This window comes from Halorubrum sp. AD140 (assembly GCF_034497445.1).
In the GTDB taxonomy this organism is placed as follows: domain Archaea; phylum Halobacteriota; class Halobacteria; order Halobacteriales; family Haloferacaceae; genus Halorubrum.
On the sequence record NZ_JAXRUU010000025.1, the window covers coordinates 1 to 21,980 of the forward strand.

20 protein-coding genes are annotated in these 21,980 nt (G+C 69.7%); 8 read left to right on the plus strand and 12 right to left on the minus strand.

The window, feature by feature from the left end; all coding sequences use genetic code 11:
- Together U4E84_RS08250 and U4E84_RS08255 are read right to left on the minus strand one after the other, a co-directional pair.
- A partial coding sequence (locus U4E84_RS08250) for a DNA-binding protein (RefSeq protein WP_322531624.1) occupies nt 1-422 on the minus strand: 422 nt, incomplete at its 3' end.
- Between the two features lies 1 nt (nt 423).
- Nucleotides 424-1,350 carry a replication factor A gene (locus tag U4E84_RS08255; RefSeq protein WP_322531625.1) on the minus strand — a complete coding sequence of 309 codons (927 nt, stop codon included), beginning with the start codon at nt 1,348-1,350 and terminating at the stop codon, nt 424-426.
- Between the two features lie 334 nt (nt 1,351-1,684).
- Between U4E84_RS08255 and U4E84_RS08260 the strand changes: the two genes are divergently transcribed.
- The 4 genes from U4E84_RS08260 (at nt 1,685) to U4E84_RS08275 (ending at nt 6,116) form a co-directional block, all read left to right on the plus strand.
- Nucleotides 1,685-1,987 (plus strand): hypothetical protein, encoded by a 303-nt coding sequence (locus tag U4E84_RS08260; protein WP_322531626.1) that lies wholly within the window; start codon nt 1,685-1,687, stop codon nt 1,985-1,987.
- A 72-nt stretch (nt 1,988-2,059) separates the two neighbouring features.
- Nucleotides 2,060-3,250: a hypothetical protein gene (locus U4E84_RS08265; protein ID WP_322531627.1), complete on the plus strand. Its 1,191-nt coding sequence runs from the start codon at nt 2,060-2,062 to the stop codon at nt 3,248-3,250.
- 152 nt (nt 3,251-3,402) lie between these two features.
- Nucleotides 3,403-5,268 (plus strand): ABC transporter substrate-binding protein, encoded by a 1,866-nt coding sequence (locus tag U4E84_RS08270; protein ID WP_322531628.1) that lies wholly within the window; start codon nt 3,403-3,405, stop codon nt 5,266-5,268.
- On the plus strand, nt 5,265-6,116 hold the full coding sequence (locus U4E84_RS08275; protein ID WP_322531629.1) for a phosphatase PAP2 family protein: 852 nt from the start codon (nt 5,265-5,267) through the stop codon (nt 6,114-6,116). Before U4E84_RS08270 ends, U4E84_RS08275 begins: the two co-directional genes overlap by 4 nt.
- Nucleotides 6,117-6,179: 63 nt before the next feature.
- Here U4E84_RS08275 and U4E84_RS08280 read toward each other — a convergent pair whose 3' ends face one another.
- The 9 genes from U4E84_RS08280 to U4E84_RS08320 form a co-directional block, all read right to left on the minus strand.
- Entirely contained in the window at nt 6,180-6,842 is a 663-nt protein-coding gene (locus tag U4E84_RS08280; protein WP_322531630.1) for a DsbA family oxidoreductase, read from the minus strand.
- Between the two features lie 149 nt (nt 6,843-6,991).
- On the minus strand, nt 6,992-7,150 hold the full coding sequence (locus tag U4E84_RS08285) for a hypothetical protein (RefSeq protein WP_322531631.1): 159 nt from the start codon (nt 7,148-7,150) through the stop codon (nt 6,992-6,994).
- Nucleotides 7,151-7,152: 2 nt separating this feature from the next.
- Nucleotides 7,153-7,743, minus strand: coding sequence for a hypothetical protein (locus tag U4E84_RS08290; protein WP_322531632.1), 591 nt, complete (start codon nt 7,741-7,743; stop codon nt 7,153-7,155).
- Entirely contained in the window at nt 7,743-8,672 is a 930-nt protein-coding gene (locus tag U4E84_RS08295; RefSeq protein WP_322531633.1) for a signal peptidase I, read from the minus strand. The genes U4E84_RS08290 and U4E84_RS08295 overlap by 1 nt, the downstream gene beginning before the upstream one ends.
- Nucleotides 8,672-9,736: a hypothetical protein gene (locus tag U4E84_RS08300; protein ID WP_322531634.1), complete on the minus strand. Its 1,065-nt coding sequence runs from the start codon at nt 9,734-9,736 to the stop codon at nt 8,672-8,674. Before U4E84_RS08300 ends, U4E84_RS08295 begins: the two co-directional genes overlap by 1 nt.
- Nucleotides 9,733-10,494, minus strand: a complete 762-nt coding sequence (locus U4E84_RS08305; RefSeq protein ID WP_322531635.1) for a hypothetical protein — start codon at nt 10,492-10,494, stop codon at nt 9,733-9,735. The genes U4E84_RS08300 and U4E84_RS08305 overlap by 4 nt, the downstream gene beginning before the upstream one ends.
- Nucleotides 10,495-10,728: 234 nt before the next feature.
- On the minus strand, nt 10,729-12,432 hold the full coding sequence (locus tag U4E84_RS08310; RefSeq protein ID WP_322531636.1) for a vWA domain-containing protein: 1,704 nt from the start codon (nt 12,430-12,432) through the stop codon (nt 10,729-10,731).
- 128 nt (nt 12,433-12,560) lie between these two features.
- Nucleotides 12,561-13,913, minus strand: coding sequence for a SipW-dependent-type signal peptide-containing protein (locus U4E84_RS08315; RefSeq protein WP_322531637.1), 1,353 nt, complete (start codon nt 13,911-13,913; stop codon nt 12,561-12,563).
- A gap of 123 nt (nt 13,914-14,036) precedes the next feature.
- A complete protein-coding gene (locus U4E84_RS08320) occupies nt 14,037-15,512 on the minus strand; it encodes a vWA domain-containing protein (RefSeq protein WP_322531638.1) in 1,476 nt (491 codons plus the stop codon).
- A gap of 447 nt (nt 15,513-15,959) precedes the next feature.
- On the opposite strand from U4E84_RS08320, the gene U4E84_RS08325 reads away from it, so the two are divergent.
- Nucleotides 15,960-16,520, plus strand: coding sequence for a hypothetical protein (locus U4E84_RS08325; protein ID WP_322531639.1), 561 nt, complete (start codon nt 15,960-15,962; stop codon nt 16,518-16,520).
- 307 nt (nt 16,521-16,827) lie between these two features.
- Here U4E84_RS08325 and U4E84_RS08330 read toward each other — a convergent pair whose 3' ends face one another.
- Nucleotides 16,828-17,763 (minus strand): hypothetical protein, encoded by a 936-nt coding sequence (locus U4E84_RS08330; protein WP_322531640.1) that lies wholly within the window; start codon nt 17,761-17,763, stop codon nt 16,828-16,830.
- A gap of 303 nt (nt 17,764-18,066) precedes the next feature.
- Between U4E84_RS08330 and U4E84_RS08335 the strand changes: the two genes are divergently transcribed.
- The 3 genes from U4E84_RS08335 (at nt 18,067) to sepF (ending at nt 21,860) form a co-directional block, all read left to right on the plus strand.
- Entirely contained in the window at nt 18,067-18,615 is a 549-nt protein-coding gene (locus tag U4E84_RS08335; RefSeq protein ID WP_322531641.1) for a hypothetical protein, read from the plus strand.
- Between the two features lie 55 nt (nt 18,616-18,670).
- The gene (mutS, locus tag U4E84_RS08340) at nt 18,671-21,448 is read left to right on the plus strand and encodes a DNA mismatch repair protein MutS (protein ID WP_322531642.1); all 2,778 of its coding nucleotides are present in this window, start codon (nt 18,671-18,673) and stop codon (nt 21,446-21,448) included.
- A gap of 61 nt (nt 21,449-21,509) precedes the next feature.
- Nucleotides 21,510-21,860: a cell division protein SepF gene (sepF, locus tag U4E84_RS08345; protein WP_322531643.1), complete on the plus strand. Its 351-nt coding sequence runs from the start codon at nt 21,510-21,512 to the stop codon at nt 21,858-21,860.
- Nucleotides 21,861-21,980: the final 120 nt, after the last annotated feature.

Below are 21,980 nucleotides of genomic sequence, written 5' to 3' on the forward strand. Positions count from 1 at the left end.
GCGACCCAGCGGTCGCGGGTGGCGGCGTCGACCTCGGTGATCGACTCGGGGCGGACGGAGACCCGGACGGTGCCGTCGTCGGTCTCGTACGTCCGGGGCTTCCCCACGACTGCGACGTAGGCGGGCGGCTCCAGGTCGCGGAGCTTGGAGGCGGCCTCTGGCTGGTACTGGCCGGCGTACACGAAGAACGTGCCCGTCGGGTCGACGATGCGGCCGCGCCAGTACTCGGCGTCCTCGCCGACGTCCTCCTTCTCGGTGAGGGTGCCGACGAAGAACACGCGGTTCGCGGACTCGCCCGTCGGCAGCAGCGCGTAGACGGGGGCGCGCTCGTCGTCGGACTCGGTGAACGTGTAGCCGGCGTCGTTGAACTCGCTCGCGAACACGCGCCGGGCGACCTCTCGGGTCGGGGCTGATTGACTCATGTTAGATCGACCTCGCTTCGATCAGCGCGCTTTCAACGTCGACGGCGCCGGGGTCTTCCATCTCGTCGACCAGGACGTACCGGCCGAACGTGGGGCCGGTGACGCGGTAGTACCGCCCGAGCACGTCGTCGGCCATCTCCTCGGCGACGACGGTGGTGTCGAGCGCGTCCATCGCCATGTCCTTGGCCGCCTCGAGGCCCATCCCGGTGAGCTCCTCGGTGGCCTCGCGGTCGAAGATCACCTCGGTGACGGTCTCGCCGTCGTCGAGGACGCCCTTGATCCGGAGGTCGAACTCGCCCTCGACCTGGCCGTGTTCGGAGCACCGACCGTTCTGGAGAACGCGCGTGCAGTCGTCCTCGGGGCAGCGCTTGATCAGCCCGGAGCCGGACTGGATGTCGACCAACGCGCCCTCGACGGTGTCGGCGTTGTCGCCGACCTCGATCTCCTCGTCGATCTCGGTGATCTGCGTGGTCCGGTTGAGCTTCACCGAGTAGCTCCCCTCGTACTCGTCGGTGACGACGTTGGAGAGCTCGTACGCCTGCCCCTCCTCCAGCTCGGGGAGGTCGGAGGTCTCGAAGGCGACGAACTTGATCGTGCCCGACTCGTCGCCGAGGAGCCCGACCTGCGAGATCGAGTCACTGCGGGGCTCCCAGAGGTCGACCAGCGTCACGCGCAGGTCGACCCACTGTTCGTCCTCGTCGATCTCGTCGACGAGCACGGACTCGCTGCCGCCGCGGCCGAGCTCGTCGCGTTCCATCCCGGCGTCGTCCAGGTAGCTGTTGGTGACGCTCCGGCGCGCCTCGTCGAGGGGCACGCGGTACTCGTTGACGAGGTTCTCCAGTCGCTCCTCGACCTCGTCGGCGTCCACGTCCAAGTGGTCCGAGAACTGTTCCGCTATCGCTTCCGCTTCCTGTCGCAGTTCGCTCATGGGTGTCTCCGCCTCCGGTCGTGTTTCAATGGGAGGCGTACGACGGTTGGTTCCTCACGGTATTAAAAATCTCGCAACCGCGGTGAAAGTGAACGATTCGGGCCCGTTTACCGTCGGTTTCCGCGGATTTCGGCCGTCGACACCGGCCTGCGTCAGACGCGCGTCCGCCGCACGCGGGCTCCGTTTCGAGTGGAGCCGTGCCACGGGAGAGGGTGTCGCGGTCGGCAGATCGGACTTCGGAGCCGTATCACAGAAGCCCGCGGCGTCTCGGCCCCGCGTCCAGCCTCGACGTCCCCGGCAACGAAGCTATATCCGACGCGCCGAAACGGGCGGTATGGACGACCGACTCGAACGCGTCATCCGCCGGCAGCTCCGCAAGGCGGGCAAGCAGTTCGAGGAGGCGAGACGGGCGTACGCCGAGGGGAGGGGCGACCCCGACGGCGACGGGCGGGGGGCCGACCGGTACGACCTCCCGAGCGACGAGGAGGGTCGCGCCCGTATCGTGTGCAGACGGTATGCGGAGCGGCGGGCGGTCCCCGTGGACGTCGAGGGACGCCCGTCGTGTTTCGACGCCGACCACCCCGACTGCGAGGGCTGCGCCGAGGACGTGCGCGACGGGGTCGTCGAGACCTGGTGAGCCCGCGGGAGACGAGAGGAGGCGGCGCGGAGTGACCCAAACACGTTTCTACGACGGCCTCCTCGCAGGAATATGAAACGGTCGACGGTCGTGATCGGGCTCCTCGTCGTCGTCGGGGTCGGACTCGTGCTCTCCGGCTTCTTCGCCGACGCGACCGACGAGCCCGCCTCGCCGGCGGTGGACGACGAGTCGCTCATCGAGGTGAGCGGCGACTACCACCTGTGGCCGTACACGAGCCAGACGACCTCCGTGAGGAGCCGGACGCTGGCGATGAACGTCGTGTTCCACGCCGACGCGGAGACGACGCGAGCGGCGATCGAGCGCCAGCCGGAGACGGAGTGGGAGGAGACCGACGAGAACGAGTCGGAAGCGACCGCCGAGCGCCAGCAGGTGCGTGAACTCGTCGATCGCGACTGGGAGGACGCGCGCAGTTCGACCCGGTACGCCTACTTCGAAGGTCCCGACGGCGGCATCTGGATGAAAGAGACGTTCGAACTCCACGACGGCACGTATCTGGGGACCCGCGATCACGTGCGGGCGTACGAGTCGCCGGACGGCGCGTACACGGCTGTGCAGGCGCACGAGGAGTACTACGACTGGTTCCGGCTCCGACACACGGTGCCGGAGATCGACGCCCCCAAGACCCGACTGGAAGACGAGTTCATCCACGGGGAGATCGACGCCGAGGTCCGCCGCGAGTACCGGGGCATCGACGGGGGGTGGAGCGACGGATGGATAACCGTGATCGAGCTGGCGGCGGCCGCGGCGCTCTCCGGAACGCTCCTCCAGCAGCGAACGCGAGAGGTCGCAACGGACCTCGGCCAACGAGTGCGGACGGAGGCGGTTCGCCACGCCGACGCCGCGCTGCTCGGCGTCGCGCTCGCCGCGGTCTTCGCCAGCGTCCGAATCGCCGGCGTGACGCTGGAGACGACGTTCCCCGCCCTCCCGCCGAAGGCGATCGCCGCGCCGCTGTACCTCGTCATCGCGCTCGGGCTCCCGGCGCTCGTGTACGCGGGAGCGCCCCGGTGTGATCAGACCGCGGCGTTCCTCGGCGTGGTGGTCGGTCTCGGGGCCGGCTTCGTCCTCGATTTCGCCACCGTGGGCGTCGCCGTCCCCCCAGACCTCATCGTCCACCGGGTCGCCGTGCTCGCCGCGCTCGGGATCGTCGCGATGGGGCGTGCCGCCGCCGACCGGCCCGTGGTCCTCGCCGGCGTCCTGGCGTGGGTGGTGGGACTGGTGCTCCCGCTCGCGGACGTGATCTGAGCGGAGTCGACGGCGGTTCGACGGAGGCGACGACCCCGCGCGAACGCGGGTTCGACGGGAGGAGATCGGCCGCCTGCGGCGTGGAAACGGTTCACAGGGCGAGAGCGCGACCACAGAAGAGATATACACGCGGACCGAAGAGGAACGAACGAATGACACGGCGCGTCAGCCGGCGAGCGGTGCTCGCGGGGGCCGGTATCACGGCCGCGAGCGCCGGCTGTATCGGTCGCACGCGGAATCTCGCGGGACGAGACAGAGCGTCACAGCTCACGCTGCAGATCGACACGGCGCCGGCGGACAGGGACCCGAACGCGATCCGAATCGCGAGACACCTCGCCGAGAACCTGAACGCGGTCGGGGTGGACGCCCGAATCAACACGCTGGGACAGACGGACCTCTGGCGGAAGGTGCTGATCAACCGGAACTTCGACGTGTACGTCGGTCAATCCCTGGAGTCGGACCCGCTCGATCCGGACTCGATGTACGCGCTCACGCACTCGCAGTTCGCCGCCGAGGCCGGCCGCCAGAACCCGTTCGGGTTCACCGACATCAACGGCGTGGACGAGCTGCTGGAAGCACAGCGGCGGACGGAGGACAGTGAGCGGAGCGAGACGGTGGCGGACCTCCAGCGCTCGGTCTGTGACCTACAGCCCTTCTCCGTCGTCGCGTTCCCCGACCCGCTCACGGCGGTCCGGGAGGGAGGGTTCGAGGGGTGGACGACCGATCAGCCGATGTCGCCCCCCTCCCTGCTCCAGTTGGAACGCATGGAGTCGGGCGACGACGGCGGCGGGACGAACGACTCCGACGCGACGAACGACTCCGACGGCGACGAGGAGGGAGACGACGCGGCCGCGCTCCGGCTCGTGACGACGGACACGCACATCACGGAGAACTGGAACCCGCTCGCGGCGGAGTACCGCCGGAATGGGACGTTCACGTCGCTGCTGTACGACCCGCTCGTGCTGGCCGACGGCGAGGAGGAGATACCGTGGCTGTGTACGGAGTGGGAACGCGTCGACGAGGAGACGATCGAGGTTGTGATGCGCGACGCGCAGTGGCACGACGGCGAGCCGGTGACCGCCGAAGACGTCGCGTTCACCTACGAGTTCCTCCGCGACACGTCGATGGACAGCCTGGAGATGGCGGTTCCGACGCCGCGATTTCGAGGCCGAAGTTCGATCGTGCAGGCTGCAACGGTGGTCGACGACGCGACGGTGGAGCTCACGGTCGAGGCCGTCAACGACGCGGTGGCGGCCCGAGCGCTACAGGTACCGATCCTGCCGGAGCACGTCTGGTCGGACCGGACCGAAGCCGCGGAGATCGCCGGCTTCGAGTTCGACGTGGAGACGACCGAGGCGGTCGTGTCGAACAACGAGGAGCCGGTCGGCAGCGGCCCGATACGCTTCGTCGAGGCGACTGCCGAGGACTCCGTCGTCTTCGAACGGAACCCGCACCACTTCCTCGTGCGATCGGGAGAGGATGGGGAGACGACCGACCCGAGAGCCGGGATCCCCGACCGGTTCCACGGGAAGCCGGCGTTCGACCGACTGGAGGTGACGGTGCTGTCGTCCGACATCGCCGCGGTGCAGGCCGTCGGCGACGGGCTCGCGGACGCGACCGTCTCGAACCTCGGCCCCGACGCCGTGCCGCGGATCGGACGGGAGGCCGACGCGCGGCTCGTGACCGGACGGCCGAGCGGGTTCTATCACATCGGGTACAACACGCGACGGGCGCCGCTGTCGAACCCGCGGTTCAGGGGGGTGCTCGCGTCCCTGCTCGACAAGGAGGCGCTCGTCGACGACGCGTTCGACGGATACGCGAAGCCGGCGGCGTCGCCGCTCGCCGCCTCGCCCGCCTGGGTACCGGACGACCTCGCGTGGGAAGAGGGAGAACCGGACCCGGTGCACGCGTTCATCGGAGACGACGGATCGCTCGACCCCGAAGAGGCCAGAGATCGCCTCCGGGAGAACGGATATCGCTTCAACGACAGCGGACAACTGCTCTTGAGGGAAGAATGAGCTGGCTCGTATCGGTCCTCGGGTCCGTCGCGCTGTGGGTCGGTGGAGCGCTGCTCCTCGCGGCCGCGACCATCATCGGACCGGGTCGGCTTCGCGAGCTCCGAGGAGACCTCACGGCGCGTCTCTGGCGTTCGCGTCACGCACTCGCCGCGTTGGGGCTCGTGCTGGTCGCGAGCGCGGTCGGTCGGAGCTCGCTCCAGGTCATCTCGCGGCTGTGGGGGCTCCAGCTGACGGGGTTGATATACGCCATCGAAGGCGAGTTCGTCGGCTGGATACAGGCGACGTTCGCCACCCCCGAGCTGACGGTGTACTTCTCGGGGATATACGTGTACGGCTACGCGTTCCTGCTCTCGTTCCCGTTCCTCGCGTACCTCGCGCTGCCGCGGACGGAGACGCTGCGACGGCTGCTCGTCGCGTACGCGTTCAACTACGCGATCGGGCTCGCGATATACACGCTCGTGTTCGCGCACGGCCCGCGAAACCTGGACGTGGCGACGTCTCTGCTGGTCACCTACAACCCCGATTTCACCGCGCTGACGAGCGAGATAAACGAGGCCACGAACGTCTTCCCGTCGTTGCACACGTCGCTGTCGGTGACCGTCGCGACTTTCGCCGTCTTGACGCGGAAGGAGTACCCGGCGTGGACGCCGATCGCCCTGTGGCTCTCTACCTCCGTGGTGATCGCGACGATGTACCTCGGGATCCACTGGCTCATCGACGTGATCGGCGGGATCGTTCTCGCGCTCGGCAGCGTCTACCTCTCGTACCGGTACGTCGAGGCGGACGACGCTGACGCTGACGAGAGAGATGCCGAGCCCGTGAGGCCCGCGACGCCAAACGACGAGTGAGCGAGTGCGAGAGCAGCCGAGAGACGAGAGCGGTTGCGGAGGAGAGCGACCGCGTCCGCCCGGTCAGGCGCCCTCGACGAGCCGTTCGAGCTGCTCGGGCGGCACCGCCCCGCGGGCGGCGTGGCCGTCGAACGCGAACGTCGGTACGCCCGTGACCCCGCGTTTCCTCGCCGCCTCGAACATGTCGGTCACGCGCTCGCGCAGGTCGTCGTCGGCCAGCGCGGCCTCGACGACGCCGGCGTCGAGCCCCTCCACGTCGTCCGCGAGGTCGGCGAGCACCTCGCGGTCGCCGACGTCCCGCCCCTCCTCCCACAGCGCCGCGAACACCGCCTCGTCGAACGCGGGCCACGCCTCGGGGACCGTCTCCTTCACGTGGACCGAGACCAGTTGGGCGGGGAGCGAGTCGACGTCGGTGGCGATCTCCTGGGCCATCTCGACGTCGTACCGCTCCTGGAGCCGGCGGACGTTCTCGCGGGCCTGCGCGTAGTACTCGTCGTCTTTCCCGTCGTCGACCGCGTGGTCGATCGTGCCGTCCGGCTTCCGCTTGCCGGCCCGGAGGTCGAAGGGATGCCAGTCGACGGCGAGCGGCTCCTTGCGCGTCGCCCGGTACTCGGCGAGCGACTGCCGGCCGAGGTAGCAGAACGGGCAGACGTAATCGGAGTAGACGGTGATCGACTCGGTCGCGTCGTCGGTCCCGGGCGGCGCCGGGGTCTCGGCGTTCGGCATGCCTCCGGTTCGGCGGCGAGCGGCAAAGGCCGTTCGGCGGCGGCGATCGCCGCTGGGGGAGATCGACTGCCGTCGCCGGCGGCAGGGAGCGCCAGCGACGGCCGAGCGAGTCGGCGACGCTCGTCACGGCGGACGTCCCACCTCACCCGTCAGCCGAGTCCGCGGACGAACCCGAGTGCGAGCAGCAGCAGAACCAGGACGGCCGACAGCAGCAGTACCATGAGCTTCGTTCCGAGCCGAGACCCGCCGACGCGAGGAGTGGAGTCGGTCCCACGGGTGCGGCCTCGCGGGCGCGGTCGCAGGGGCACGGTCACGCGTCGTCGGCCGACGGCTCGGACGTGTCGCCGTCGGACCCGTCGCCGGCGTCGTCGACTCCGTCGGACGCGGCGTCGTCTCCGCCGCCGTCGGCCGACTCGCCTCCGGCCTCTCCGTTCTCATCGGAGTCGCCCTCCGCATCACCGCCCGACTCCTCGCTCTCGTCCTCAGGCGACTCCTCGCTCTCGTCCTCAGGCGACTCCTCGCTCTCATCCTGGTCAGCGTCGGCGGCGACGGGTTCGTCGTCACTGGAGTTCGGCCCGGTCTGGTTCGGTCCGGCGCGGTCCGGCGGCCCTCGTTTGCTCGTGTTGAGGTGGTCAGCTGATCCGTTGAGGTCGTTCGATTCGTTGGCGTCGTCCGATTCGTTGACCTCGTCACTGCCGTCGACATCGTCCCCCGCGCCCGGATCGTCGAGGGGGGAGTCAGTCGTCGACGCGCTCGAGACGAAGCGCTCGTTCGTCTCGAAGGTCGCGGTCACCTCGGCGGAGGAGGTGAACACCGCGAGCGTGTAGCCGCCGCCGAAGGCGACGGCCCACACCACCAGCGCGGCGACGAGCAGCGCGGTGAGGGGACGCTCGGCGCGCATCAGTCCCCCTCCCCCGCGCCGTCGGCCGGTGCGGCGGCCTCTTCCGGAATGGTGGACGACGCACGCGCGGCGTCCACTCGGGCGTCGTCGTCCGGTGCGCTTCGGTCGAACACGCCGCTCGCCGGGATCCAGACCACGAGCGCGCCGAGCAGCACCGCCGTCGCCGCGACCGCAACAGCGATCGAGAGCGCGTCCCGGAGTTCGAACGCGACGTACGCGGCGTAGGGCGCGAACCCGGCGAGCACGGCGACCGCTCCGCCAACGGCGGCGACCGACACGCCGCCGGAAGCGACCTCGACCGCGGACTCCTCCGGCGAGGACCGAGCCGCGCCGATCGAGGCGTCTCGGGCGCCCGTCTCCGCGGCGTCCGCTGCTGCGGCGGCCGACGGATCCGGATCGGGCGTCGGCTCCTGGCCGGAGTCACGAGCGATCGACCACAGTTCGCTGGCCGCGAGCAGTCCGAACGGGAGCACCACGAGCGCGACGAAACCGGCCCGCGTGCCGGCGAACTGGATCACGTACCCGATGTACGGGATCACGAACACCACCTCGCCGATGAGGTTGGTCGCGGGCACGAGTCCGGGGTCGGTATCCTCGTTCGCGTCGCCCCGGGTTTCGAAGGCGACGCCGCCGTCGGCCGCGACGACGTCGACCACCCGATGCGTCACGGGCACGTCGCTCGTGCCGCGGGAGAAGGTGATCACGTCGCCGGCGGCGATCGCGGTCGGGTCGCGCTCGGCGACGATCACGACGTCGCCCGGGGCGATCGCCGGCGTCATGCTCGCCGTGAGCACGACGAAGCTCTCGTCGGCGCCGACGACCTCGGGGGCCGCGAACGCCGCGAACGGCGCGACGAGCGCGATCAGCAGGACGATCCCGAGTACGTTCGCCGCCTTCCGCGTCGTTGGTGATGTGAGTGGGTTGTTCATCAGATTGCCTCCTCGCCGCCGTCATCGTCGCCGTCGCCGCCGTCATCGTCGCCGTCGCCGCCGACACCGTCACAGACGAAGACGACGATGTTGCTGATTCCGTACCGCTTGTCGTTGCTGTCGTTGACGGGCGCGAACACCACTTCGCCCGTGTCGGGTCCGACGGGGGCGATCTCGTGCCGAACGGTGTCTGGACCGCCTTTGACCTCGACGGCGCACAGGTCCGGTCCGGGGTCGCCGGCGGCGTCGATCAGCGAGAACGCAGCGCCGATCGCCTCGCCGTCGTCTTTCGTCTCGACCACGGTGATCTCGATCGAGTGCGGTCCCGTGCCGTCGGGCAGTTCGACGAGCGGGAGGAGGTCGCCGACCGTGAGCGCGGCCTCGACGTCGTCCGCCTTGCCGAACTCGACGCACGCCGGACAGTCGTCCTCCGGTTCGTCGCACACCCGGTCCGCGAAGGGGTTCGATCCCTCGGCGTCGGCCTCCGAGACGTGTCGGCACTGCTCCGCATAGAGGCGGAACGCGAGCGCGGCGGCGGTCTCCTCCAGCGAGTCGGTCGCGTCGTCCGGAAGCCGCCAGTCGATTGTCACGTCGAGAGCGCCGTCGGGGTCGAGACAGCCGACGTCGATTCGTACCCCGCCGGCGAGCGCGCGCTGGACGTCCGCCAGCACGCCCTGACCGCCCGAAATGGGGTCACTGTCGACGCGGACGTCGACCTCGAGCGCGTCCGCGAGACTCCCGTCCGGCCCGGGGCAGTCCGCGGCGAGCCAGACGCGAACGGGGTTCGTCCGAACCCCCACCTCGAAGCGCTCGGTCCCCGCGTCTCCGGGCTCGATACCGGAGACGCCGAGCTCCACGGCCCCGCTGGTGACGGTTCCGTCCATCGTCAGCTCGACCCCGCCCGCGCCGAGCGCGTTACCGTCGAAGGCCGCGCGATCGGAGAGGTACGCGCCGGTGCCGAGCCCGCTGGCCATGCCGACGGCGCCGATCCCGCCGATCCCGGTGAGCAGTTGGCGACGGCTCAGACCGCCGGGGCGGCGGCCGCCGTCGCGTCCGAGGGTCACGGCTGCCCCCCGGCGTCGTCGACGGCCGCCGTCAGGAAGGGGTTCGCCTCGTCGCCGCACGCGACCGCGGCGAACGACAGGTCGAAGTCGACGGTGCCGCCCTGTCCGGCGTTCCCGCCGTCGGCGTCGAACTCCCACGCGAAGGCGAGGCACCGTCGTTCGCCGGGTGCGAGACATCCGCCTCCGAGGAGGCCGGGGGTGAGCTCGACGCCCGACGCGAGGGCGCCCCCGTCGAACGACGCGAGGGTGCCGGCGGCGATCCGCTCGCCGTAGGCCGCGAAGCTGCTCCCGGCCCCGGCGCAGCCGCCGATACCGAGTATCCCGGTGTCGTACCGGAGATCGATCGAGACGCGCTCGGCGAGCGCCGCGCTCGCCGGGTCGCTCCCGACGCGCGGGACGAGCCTGAGCCACACGCGGACGCCCTCGGGAACGAGTTCCGCGGGGTCGTCGAGCCGGAGCCCGACGCTCGCGGTCCCGCTGTCGCCGGGGAGCGCGTTGTCCAGGTCCACGAGCCGGACGTCCGGTCCGGCGTCCGCGACGGCGTCGGTCGGGCTCGCGTCGACGACTGATCCGTTCTCGGTCCGGCGCCAGCCGACCACGACGTTCCACGGCGTGTCGGACTGCGCGTACGTGTAGTCGGAGTAGTCGTCCCAGCTGCCCGTCGACCGGCCGCCGGCGGCGCCGAGGGTCGCGAAGCCGACGGCTCCGACGCCCGCGAGTGCCTCCCGCCGCGTGAGATGTGTGTCTTTCTGTGTCATGGGTTGTCCCCGGCTCCGAACGGCCGTCTCGTCAACTGTGCCTCTCCACGCCGCCTGAGTCCGTATGTATGTCCGGCCTACCTCTCCGGGCCGCGCGACCGCGTCCGCCAGTCCGTACGGCATACCCGTCCGGTCCGTGAGGCCGGTCTGCGCCGTCTGCCGGCGAGAGAGGCGGTTGCCGTCCCCTACCGACGCCGCAGCGGGGCGTCGACCTCGGTCTCGGATCCAGGCGGTCTACTCGGGTCCGGAACCGTCGTTGTGGCGCGCCTGCTCGGTGTAGAAGCCGAGGTCGAAGCCGAGCGTGTCGCCCTGGACCTCGTTTCCCACGTCGATCGGCAGTTCCCACTTGAGCGCGACGCAGTGCATCACGCCGCCGCCGTCGAACGGCTCGCGGTAGGGGGCGTCGGCCGGCTCCTCGAACTCGTCGTACAGCGTCCCGCGGTTTCCGTCGAGCGGGACGCCGTTGCCGTCGGCGAGCGCGTCGAGGACGGTCCCGAGCGTGTCCTGCATGATGACCTTCTCGCCGGCCGTCTGCGCGGCGAGGGTACCGAACACCGCCGGGATGTTGAGCGGGTCGTCGACGTCGAAGAAGTACGCCTCTTCGTCGCCAGAGCTGCCGGCCGCGCCCGCCATCGCTTGGAGCACCGCATCGTTCGCGCTCCCGACGGAGATGGTGAACACGTCGGTCGCCGGCGCCGGCGAGGCCGCGCGGGCGTCGGCGGCGGCGTCCTCCGGGTCGGAGAACTGGGTGCTGCCGGTCCCGTTGAACGATTCCCCGTCGGAGAGGATGATGTTGTGCTTGTCGGCCCCGCTGCGGCCGTTCGACGCGAGTTCGTCCTGCGCATCGTCGACGCCCTCGCCGATGTAGGTTCCCTCGGCGATGCCGTTGGCGTTCGCGAACGGGTCGGGGTCGCCGTCGTCGTCGTTCGGGTCCGAGGGGGAAGTACCCGTCACGAGGTTCGCGACCTTTTCTCGGAGCCCCGACAATGCGTCGTCGACGTCGTCGAGGTCGTCGGTCAGCGGCTGTAAGATCCCGGTCCGTGGTTCGGAGTCGTCGCTCCCTTCGCCGTCGAAGTACGCGACGCCGACCTGGACGTCGGAGCCCTGTCCCTCGAGGTACTCGACGAACTGGCGGGTGCCGAGTTCGACGAGGTCGATCTTCGTGGTCCCGTTGCGTTCGGTGCCGTCGACTTCGATGTCGTCGTCACTGATCACGCCGCCGAACTGGTCGTACAGCATCGAGCCCGAGAAGTCGAGCGTGAGCATGATGTCGACCGGAGACGTGGCGTCGTACACGTTGTCGCAGTCCTCGTCGTACCAGAGGGTCGCCTGAATCGCGTCGCCGAGGTCCGCCGCGTTCTCGCCGGCCGCGACGTCCTCCGGCTCCGTGAACGCGCCGCCGTCCTCGGTGACGTTGTCCGCCTGCATCCAGATGTAGCCGGGGTTGTCACAGAGGTGGAGAGAGAAGGTGACCTCGCCGGAGTCGCCGGGTTTCACGTCGGTGAACTGGACCAGCGTCTCCATCTCCTCGCCGGTCACGGGGTCGGTGCCGAAGTCGGCCTCCGACAGCGGCGGGATGTTCTCGCAGTTCAACACGGGGAGGTTCGCCCCGTTGCTGTCCTCGTCATCCTCGTCCGGGAAGTCGCTGTATTTGTAGACGTCGCCGTCTATCTCGACCGACTGCTCGCCGTCGCCGTCGTGGTCGGGGTGCGCGCTGACGAAGGTGTGCCCCTCGCCGAAGTCGTAGGTCTGTTGCCAGTCGACCAGCAAGTCGAGGTTCCCCGCAGTGAGCGTGTTGTCCTCGAACGTCTCCGTGTCGTTGAAGTACGCCGTCGTGCCGAGTCCCGCCCCCGCGGAGGCCACGCCGACCGCGCCGAGGCCGGCCAGCAGCGTCCGCCGCGAGAGTCCGATCGTGTCGATGTTGTCTTTGTCTGTCATGAGTGTGATTCCCCGAGGGGAAGTCCCACCGACGGCGTCGAACCGTCGTCGTCGGCCGCCCGCGCGGGTCCGAGGTGGGAGGAAGCGAGGGAGGGAACGCGCCCTCGCGTCGTTCGTGACGCGCCCGCCTACGCGTCGAGCACCTCGACGTACACGGCGGGGTTCTCGTCCGGGGCGCCCGCGTCGTCGTCGAGCCCCTCGAACGCCACGTCCGCGGTCAGCTCCCAGTCGGTGCTGGCGTCGACGTCCTCGATCAGCAGCGAGACGGTCTCGCTGCCGTCCGCCTCGACCGCGTCGGGGCCGGTCGGGGCGCTCCCGTTGACCCGGACGTTCGAGACGCTCGCGAGGTGGCTCGCGTCGTCGCCGCGCGCGACGATGGAGATCACGTCGCCGGCGGCGTCGCTGACGGCGTAGCTGACGTCGGTGGTGGAGCCGTTGGCGAGCTCCAGGGTGGCCTCGCCGCTGTCGGCGTCGTACGCCACGGTGAGCTCGCCGTCGAAGGTGCTGCCGCCGAAGTCGTAGTCGGCGGTGTCGCTGTTGGCGTTGTCGTCGCCCACGATCAGCTCGTAGGTGTTCTCGCCGCCGTTGCGCGCCTTGGAGATCCACAGCACGTCGGCGTCCTCCTCGTACGCGAACTTGCCGAAGCCCTCGACCTCGCGGGAGGTGATGCAGGGGTTCGCCGAGCCGTCGTTGTGGCGCGACTGGACCGCGTAGAACTCGAAGTCGAACGCGACCGAATCGGTCTGGATCTCGTTGCCGACGTCGGTGGGAACGACCCACTCGAAGCAGACGCACTGCTCGGCGACGTTGGGTTCGTCGTCATCGAACGCAGACTCGACGCCCTCGAAGGGCGCGCGGTCGTCGACCGGGGCGTCCGCGTCGCCGTCGCCCGCCAGGGGGACGCCGTTGTCGAGCGCGGCCATGACCTCCGCCAGCGAACCGGAGATGATCTCCTCGCCGTGGACCAGCTCGTCGTCGTCCTTGGTACAGTACGAGACGGTCACCTGCATCGCGTCCGCGAGTTCGCCGTCGCCCTCGCCGGGGTCGCCGCCGGTGTTGTCGATCGCGGCCTCGGGCTCGGTCTGCCCGTTCTCGTCGTTCGCGGTCACCTCGCCGCACATCCACATGTACGCGGGGTTGTCGACGATGGAGAAACAGAAGTCGCCCTCGCCGGAGTCGCCGGGCTTCAGGTCGGAAACCTCGATGCTGAGCGGCTCGCCGTCCTCCTCACCGCCCACGACGTTGCCGTCGACGTAGGTTCCGGGCTCGGTCGACCAGCTCCCGTAGCTGCCCTGATCCTCGGAGTAGTTGACGTGGACGAACAGGTCCAGCTCGCCGGCGGTGAGCGTGTTGTTCTCGAACGTCTCCGTGTCGTTGAAGTACGCCGTGGTACCGAGGCCAGCGCCCGCGGAGGCCACGCCGACCGCCCCGAGTCCGACCAGCATCTTGCGCCGCGATAGTCCGATTGTGTCGTCGTTCATTTGTATCATCCCCAGTGGGGAACTCCCGGCGGCGGTCGCGAACCGCCGCGTCGGCCGCCCGAAGGCGCCGAGCCGGGAACCGAGCGAGCGTGTCGCTCGGGGGAGCCGCGTGGCTCCGAAGCGCTAGTCAGCGCTCACGTTACCGGTGCTGTTGCTGTCGACGTCCGTCCCGCTGATCGAGACGTCCGGCGCGTCGTTGTGGCGCGACTGCTCGGCGTAGAAGCCGAGGTCGAAGGCGACGGAGTCGGTCTGGACCTCGTTGCCGACGTCGGTCGGGAGGCACCACTCGAAGCCGATACACTGCGTCAGGCCGCCCTCGAACGGGTCCCGACCCTCGGTGGAGCGGTTGCCGTCGAGCGCGATTCCCTCCTCGAGCGCCGCCATCGCGTCCGCGAGCGATCCCTCGAAGAGTATCTCCTCGCCGACGGTGATCGTCTCGGCGACCTGTCCGAAGATCTGCTCGATCGCGTCGTCGTCGATCGCGAAGAACACGTGTTCGTCGGCGGGGTCGCTGGCGAGGTCCGCGAGGTCGCTGAAGCTCGCGCCGCCGACGCCGATCGCGAAGATCTCGGTCCCGGCGTCCTTCGCGTCGCCGCCGTCGGTGTTGATGTCGCCGTCGCCGAAGACGACCATCACGCGGTTGTCGTGGGGACAGTTCTCGAGTTCGGCCTGACCGGCGTCCACGCCGGCCTGCGCGTTGGTGCCACCGGACGCGCCGAGCCCGTCGATCGCGGCCTCGACGTCCCCCAAGTCGTCTGTCAGCGGTTGCGGCGTGCTCGCGCCGTTGCTGAACCGCGTGACGCCGACCTGGTTGTCGGGATTCGCGTCGAGGATGGTCGCCGCGAGCTGTTTCGCGCCACTTTTCGTGTTGGCGATACGGCTGCCACCCATCGAGCCGGACGTGTCGATCACCAGCTGAACGCACACCGAATCCCCTCCCTCCTCGGTGTCGGCGTCCAGGACGTTGTTGCAGTTCTCGTCGTACCACACCGTCACGTCGATGGCGTCGGCGAGCTCGCCCGTGCCCTCGCCGGGGTCGCCGCCGGTCTCGTCAATGATCCCCTCGGGCTCACTCCGTCCGTTCTCGTCGTTCGCCGTGAGCTCGCCGTTCATCCACACCCACGAGGGGTTGTCACAGATGTGGAGGCTGATCGTCACCTCGCCGCAGTCGCCGGGCTTCACGTCTTCGAGGACGAAGACCGGGATCTGGTCGCCGTTGATCAGGCCCACGTCGGGCGCACAAAAGTCGCGCTCCTGGACGACGTCGGGCCACTCGCCCTCGTCGATGTTCGGGACCTCGCCGATGAGGTAGACGCCGTCCTCCTCCTCGACGACTTCGAAGGGCTCGCCCGGGCCGTCCTCGCTGTACCAGCCGTTGATCTCGTCGATACGCCCGGGGCCGCCCGCGTACGTGGCGCGGTAGTCGAGCTTGAGATCGAGCTCGCCCGCCGTGAGACCGTTGTTCTCGAACGATTCGGTGTCGTTGAAGTACGCCGTCGTGCCGAGTCCCGCCCCCGCGGAGGCCACGCCGACCGCGCCGAGGCCGGCGAGCAGCTTGCGCCGCGAGAGTCCGATCGTGTCGTTTGTGTCCGGATTCATGGTTCTCGCCGACTCGCCCTTCGTCCACGCTGGATAGCCGAATCGGGTACTCCCCCCTCCGAGGGATACCGTCGTAGTTACGCGCAGCCACGTCACCGTCGAACGGGGGATTCGATCCGGTGGAACGGACGGTTCGCGCGGTCAAACACCGCGTTCGTTCGGCGGTTCGTCGCCCCTACTCCGAGCCAAAAACGCGGCACGGTTCCCGTACTTCGAACGGAATGACCGGTACGAGACCCGTGCTGCATCGGACGTCGCGACAGGACGGACGGAGCGGAAGAGAGCCGTCTATGGAGGTACGGGCTATCGATTTCGCGAGGTCGACTCTGGGACGGAGACACCACCGACCCGGACCGGCGTGAGGGTAACTAGCGCATACATATGCCCCCCACAGAAGATGGAAGGGCAACGACCGATCCCCCACCGCGGGGAGCGTCGAAGACAGCCATGAAACTCCGAACCGACGTCCTTCCGGCAGAGCAGGTGTACGCCATCCTCGCGAACGAGCGCCGTCGGCGCGCCCTCGAACAGCTCGGGAACGTCGGCGGCACGGTGACGGTCCACGAGCTGTCCGAGCTGGTGGCGAGCCGCGAGACGGGCGAGAGCCCGCCGCCGAAGCGCTGTCGCGAGAGCGTGTACACGTCCCTCGTCCAGACGCATCTACCGAAGCTGGAGGAGCTGGGCGTGATCGAGTACGACCGAGAGATCCAGCGAATCGAGCTGTCGCGACACGCGCGGGACGTCTCCCTGTACACCGAGATCGTCGCGAAAGGCGGAGTGACGTGGTCGGAGCTGTACCGCGCGCTCGGCATCGTGTCGCTGACGGTCCTGCTCGCGGCGCTTCTGGGGACGCCGCTCGTCTCCGCGGTCGACCCGGTCCTGTTGACGAGCCTCGCGCTCGCGCTGTTCGCCGCCGCGAGCGCCTACCAGCTGTGGCTGAACCGCTTCTCCGTGCTTCGACAGCTCCGCGCCGGCCGCGACGGCCTGCTCTCGCGGGGCAGGAGCTGAAACGACCGCCGATTTCTGCGACCCGCCGACCTAGTTATAAACAAACAGGCAGTTGCGGTGGTGCGCGCCTGCGAGCGGCCGCCGGAGGCGGCCGCGAGGAGCGTCGCGCGAGGGAGTCGCTGGCGGCTGTCGCCGCCAGCGACGAGGCTGGGGAGGTGTGAGGTGCGGTCGCGGTCCCGCGAGCAGTGCAAGCGGGAAGGATAGTCGCATCCCGCGCAGCGAACGACCGAAGCGCGCAGCGAGCGTGTGCGCTCCTCGCGGCTGGGGCTTTGGAGGTGTTCACCGCGGAACGGTCGGTCACGTCGTATTATTCGCTCGCGAGCGACGGCGGGAGATCGATCTCGAACAGCCGCGCGTTACACGCGGTACACCGGCCGGCGACGACCTCGTAGCTCGAACAGCAGGACTCGACCACGCGCTCCTCGAGGCGCACCGGCCCCTCACAGGTCGGGCAGCGCTCGACGAACAGCCGGAGCGCGCCGAGTACGCCGCTCCGGGAGGCGAGCGGGAGCGACGTCCAGTCGTCGCGGTGCGCCATCAGCGCGCGGTCCGCGGCGACGTCCGCGAGAAACGCGGCGCGGGACTCCCAGCGACCGACGCGCTCGCCGTCGGCGTGCGCGAACCCCGCGTCGCCGCGCCACCACAGGGACAGCCCGTCCTCGTCGAGCCCGGTGAGTCCCGCGAGGGCAACGACGTCGGCGGGAGAGGCGGGATGAGCACCGTCGGGTGCGGGCGCGGCGAGCGCGTGATCGTCGACCGCCGTCGCCCCCGCCGGCTCGCCCGCCGCAGCGCCCACCGTCGCGTCGTCGAACGCGGTCTCGGCCGCGTCGCGCAGCTCGGCGAGGTGTGTCCGCCACGCCGACTCGAACCACGGGGCGAAGGCGAGATCGTCCCCGTCGGGGGTCTCGACGAGCACGTCCGCCGACACCAGGTACGACTCCGCGTCGATGTCGGTCGGGGGCACGGCCTTCCGCCCCTTTCCGAACAGCCGCAGCACGCGTTCGGGGAGGTACCGCCTCGTGAGCTCGGGCGTCCCGGGGACGAGGTAGCCGCGCAGCCAGATAGCGGCGAGTGAAGCGAGGAGGACCAGAGCGCCGAGCCCGGGCGCCGTGACCGATCCGACCGCGACCGCGGCAGCCACGCCGATCGCGACGTTGACCGCAGTACACGGGAGACAGCGGTTCTCGCCGGTGTACTCGGGACGGCGAACGCGACCGAGACGGGTGTCGTGTGACGTCGTCATACCCCTGATCGGCGCCGAGCGGTCGTATGTATGAACGGCATACCGCCGATCGTGCGGCCGAGTGAGTGAGACGCGGGACGAAGCAGCCGAACGAGGATGCGAAGAGACATACAAAACTAGATAGTTCCGGAGAGGACCGGATACAGGTCGTTCGGTGTCCGAGATATTTCGTAGAGTATCACCGGAGAGAGCGGTTCAGTCGGTGGGGTTTGACCTATTCTATGAGAGACCAAAAACAGGGAAATGATAATAGAAAATGATATATTCTCTAGAAATAATAAGTACGCAAGCAGTAACCGTGTCATGCCAACACAACTCACCAAAGCGGCCGACGACGACGCGGACGAGGGACCCTCGCGAGACGAGGTGTTCACGGCGCTGAGCAACCGCCGGCGCCGAAACGTGATCAAGTACCTGAAGCAACGTGGGGAGGTCGCGCGCGTGCGGGATATCGCCGAGCAGCTGGCGGCGTGGGAGAACGACCTCGCGATCCCCGAGGTGACGTACAAACAGCGGAAGCGCGTGTACACCGCGCTCCACCAGTCGCACCTGCCGAAGCTGGCCGAAAGCGGGTTCATCGCGTACGAGCCCGACAGGGGGATCGTGTCGCTGACGGAGGAGAGCCGACAGCTGGAGGTGTACCTCGAGGTGGTCAGCGAAAACGAGATCCTGTGGAGCGAGTACTACGTGGGCCTCGCGGTCGTCTGCGGGCTGCTCGGCGGGGCCGCAGCGGTCGGAACCGTCCCGTTCGCGAGCGTCTCCGGGTACGCGTACGCGATCCTCTTCGCGGCCCTCTTCGGCGTCTCCGGGATGATACACCGGACGACCACGCGTCGGAATCGGCTCGGCTAGGCTCGCCGCGTGACACCCGCAGGGTTTTACCCGCCCACGGCGGGAGTACGGACGTATGGCAACGGGGATCGTCGGGGAGTTCCTCGACCTGAAGGCGGAGACGGACGCGGACGTGCTGGCGATGCAGTGCGGCGACTTCTACGAGTTCTTCGCGGACGACGCCGAGCTGGTCGCCGACGAGCTCGACCTGACGGTCTCACAGAAGTCCTCGCACGGCTCGTCGTACCCGATGGCGGGCGTCCCGCTCTCGGAGCTGACCCCCTACGTGAAGGCGCTCGTCGAGCGCGGCTACCGGGTCGCCGTCGCCGACCAGTACGAGACGGACGACGGCCACGCCCGGGAGGTCACCCGCGTCGTCACGCCCGGGACGCTGCTGGAGACGGCCGACGACGACGCGCGGTACCTCGCCGCGGTCGTCCGGGAGGACGGTGAGGCGGGCGGCCCCTACGGACTCGCGCTGGCGGACGTCACCACGGGCCGGTTCCTCGTCACCGAGGTCGACGACGAGAGCGACCTCCGGGCGGAGTTGTACCGGTTCGACCCCGCGGAGGTGCTCCCCGGCCCCCGCGTCCGCAACGACGACCGGCTGCTCGGTGCGGTGCGCGAGGACCTGTCGGGGTCGATATCGGTGTTCGACGCGGAGGCGTTCGCGCCGGGCCGGGCGAAACACGCTGTGCGCGAGCAATTCGGCCGGGAGACCGCGGACAGCGTCGGCGTCGACTCCGACCTCGCCCTGCGCGCCGCCGGCGCCGTGCTCGGCTACGTCGAGGAGACGGGCGCCGGCGTGCTGGCGTCGATGACCCGGCTCACGGCGTACGGCGACGGCGACCACGTCGACGTCGACGCGACGACCCAGCGCAACCTCGAGCTCACGGAGACGATGCGCGGCGAGAGCGAGGGGTCGCTGTTCGAGACGGTCGACCACACCGTCACCGCGGCCGGGGGGCGGCTGCTCCGCGAGTGGCTCACGCGGCCGCGGCGCGACCGGGTGGCGCTCGACCGCCGGCTCGACGCGGTCGAGGCGCTGGCGGCGGCGGCGCTCGCGCGTGACCGCCTGCGCGAGACGCTGGGGGACGCGTACGACCTCGAACGGCTCGCCGCGCGGGCGACGAGCGGGAGCGCGGGGGCGCGAGAGCTCCTCTCGGTGCGCGACACGCTCGCGCTGGTGCCGGCGATGCTCGACGCCGTCGACGGGACCCCGCTCGCGGAGTCGCCGGTCGCGGAGGTACTGGAGGGACTCGACCGCGAGCGCGCCCGCGCCCTCCACGGCGAGCTCGCCGACGCCCTCGCGGACGACCCGCCGAAGGCGAAGACGCAGGGCGGGCTGCTCCGGGAGGGGTACGACGACGAGCTCGACGAGCTGATCGCGAGCCACGAGGAGGCGCTGGAGTGGCTCGACACGCTCGCGGAGCGCGAGAAGCGGCGGCACGGGCTCAGCCACGTCACGGTCGACCGCAACAAGACGGACGGCTACTACATCCAGGTCGGCAAGTCGGTCGCCGACCAGGTGCCCGAGGGGTATCGCGAGATCAAGACGTTGAAGAACTCCAAGCGGTTCGTCACCGACGAGCTGGCGGAGCGGGAGCGGGAGGTGCTGCGGCTGGAGGAGGCCCGCGGCGAGCTGGAGTACGAGCTGTTCGAGGCGCTGCGCGAGCGCGTCGCGAGCGACGCCGCGCTGCTCCAGGACGTCGGGCGCGTCGTCGCCGAGGTCGACGCGCTCGCGTCGCTGGCGACCCACGCCGCCGGCAACGACTGGACGCGCCCCGAGCTGACCGACGAGCGCCGGCTCGACGTCGAGGCCGGGCGCCACCCCGTCGTCGAGCGGACCACCGACTTCGTGCCGAACGACCTCCGGCTCGACGACGAGCGCGGCTTCCTGATCGTCACCGGGCCGAACATGAGCGGGAAGTCGACGTACATGCGGCAGGCGGCGCTGATCCAGCTGCTCGCGCAGGCCGGCTCGTTCGTCCCCGCGCGGGCGGCCGAGGTGGGGCTCGTCGACGGCATCTACACTCGGGTCGGCGCGCTCGACGAGCTGGCGCAGGGGCGCTCGACGTTCATGGTCGAGATGCAGGAGCTGTCGAACATCCTCCACTCGGCGACCGCCGACTCGCTCGTGATCCTCGACGAGGTCGGCCGCGGCACCGCCACCTACGACGGCATTTCCATCGCGTGGGCGGCGACCGAGTACCTCCACAACGAGGTGCGCGCGCGGACCCTCTTCGCCACGCACTACCACGAGCTGACGACGCTGGCGGACCACCTGCCGAGCGTGGAGAACGTCCACGTCGCCGTCGACGAGCGCGACGGCGAGGTGACGTTCCTCCGGACCGTCCGGGAGGGGCCGACGAACCGGTCGTACGGGGTCCACGTCGCCGACCTCGCCGGGATCCCGGCGCCCGTCGTCGGCCGCGCCGACGAGGTGCTCGACCGGCTCCGCGCGGAGAAGGCGATCGAGGCGAAGGGGTCGGGGAGCGGCGCCGGCGCCGAGGGGAGCGGACCCGGGACCGGGAGCGACGAGGACACGAAGCAGGTCGTCTTCGACCTCTCGTCCGGGTCGTTCGCGGGCGACCGCGACTCCGGAGCGGCCGCGGGGAGCCCGGACGGTTCGAACGAGGGACGAAACGGAACGGAGCCGGAGCCGGCGGCGAACGCCCCGAGCGGTCCCGCCGCCGGCTCCGAGACCGCGGAGGCCGCAGCGGCCGACCGGCTCGGCCCCGAGACCCGCGCCGTGATAGAGGAGCTGAGCGGCGTCGACGTCGAGGCGACCGCGCCGGTGGAGCTGCTCGCGCGAGTGCAGGAGTGGCAGGAGCGGCTCGGCGAGCGTCGCTGACGGCCGGCGAGACGGAGCGTCTGACGTAAGAACTAATGTCCGACCTCGACGTGTAGTGTGTATGGGCATCATGAGCAAGATCCTCGGCGGGGGCGGGAACCGCTCCGTCGACGACTACGTCGAGCTCGACCTCGACGACTTCGCCGAGGCGCACGCGGACACCGGGATGCGGGTACACATCGCGGAGATCGGCGACCAGAGCGACGTCATCCCGATCAAAGACGCCGTCTACGACGGCGACTTCGTCATCGCCGACATCACCCGCCACTCCACGTCGGACCGCACGATCGAACACATCATGGACGAGCTGCGACAGGTCGCCCGAGAGGTCGACGGCGACATCGTCCAGAAGGGCGACGACCAGATCGTCATCACGCCGACCAGCGTCTCGATCTCCCGCGAGAAGCTGTAGGTCGCGGCCGCGGGTCGCGTTCTCGACGCTCTGCCCCCGGACGTGTACCCGCGTTCTCGGCACGATCGACCGCTTTGCGGCCGAACCGTGTCATATATGCCCGTCTCCCGCCCACGTACG

Coding starts and splice junctions, on each gene's coding strand:
- U4E84_RS08280 (WP_322531630.1), bottom strand. CDS start 6,842: ATGCCGAACGCCGAGACCCCGGCGCCGCCCGGGACCGACGACGCGACC.
- U4E84_RS08260 (WP_322531626.1), top strand. CDS start 1,685: ATGGACGACCGACTCGAACGCGTCATCCGCCGGCAGCTCCGCAAGGCG.
- U4E84_RS08335 (WP_322531641.1), top strand. CDS start 18,067: ATGCCAACACAACTCACCAAAGCGGCCGACGACGACGCGGACGAGGGA.
- U4E84_RS08315 (WP_322531637.1), bottom strand. CDS start 13,913: ATGAACGACGACACAATCGGACTATCGCGGCGCAAGATGCTGGTCGGA.
- sepF (WP_322531643.1), top strand. CDS start 21,510: ATGGGCATCATGAGCAAGATCCTCGGCGGGGGCGGGAACCGCTCCGTC.
- U4E84_RS08320 (WP_322531638.1), bottom strand. CDS start 15,512: ATGAATCCGGACACAAACGACACGATCGGACTCTCGCGGCGCAAGCTG.
- U4E84_RS08295 (WP_322531633.1), bottom strand. CDS start 8,672: ATGAACAACCCACTCACATCACCAACGACGCGGAAGGCGGCGAACGTA.
- U4E84_RS08325 (WP_322531639.1), top strand. CDS start 15,960: ATGAAACTCCGAACCGACGTCCTTCCGGCAGAGCAGGTGTACGCCATC.
- U4E84_RS08255 (WP_322531625.1), bottom strand. CDS start 1,350: ATGAGCGAACTGCGACAGGAAGCGGAAGCGATAGCGGAACAGTTCTCG.
- U4E84_RS08265 (WP_322531627.1), top strand. CDS start 2,060: ATGAAACGGTCGACGGTCGTGATCGGGCTCCTCGTCGTCGTCGGGGTC.
- U4E84_RS08275 (WP_322531629.1), top strand. CDS start 5,265: ATGAGCTGGCTCGTATCGGTCCTCGGGTCCGTCGCGCTGTGGGTCGGT.
- U4E84_RS08305 (WP_322531635.1), bottom strand. CDS start 10,494: ATGACACAGAAAGACACACATCTCACGCGGCGGGAGGCACTCGCGGGC.
- U4E84_RS08290 (WP_322531632.1), bottom strand. CDS start 7,743: ATGCGCGCCGAGCGTCCCCTCACCGCGCTGCTCGTCGCCGCGCTGGTG.
- U4E84_RS08270 (WP_322531628.1), top strand. CDS start 3,403: ATGACACGGCGCGTCAGCCGGCGAGCGGTGCTCGCGGGGGCCGGTATC.
- U4E84_RS08330 (WP_322531640.1), bottom strand. CDS start 17,763: ATGACGACGTCACACGACACCCGTCTCGGTCGCGTTCGCCGTCCCGAG.
- mutS (WP_322531642.1), top strand. CDS start 18,671: ATGGCAACGGGGATCGTCGGGGAGTTCCTCGACCTGAAGGCGGAGACG.
- U4E84_RS08310 (WP_322531636.1), bottom strand. CDS start 12,432: ATGACAGACAAAGACAACATCGACACGATCGGACTCTCGCGGCGGACG.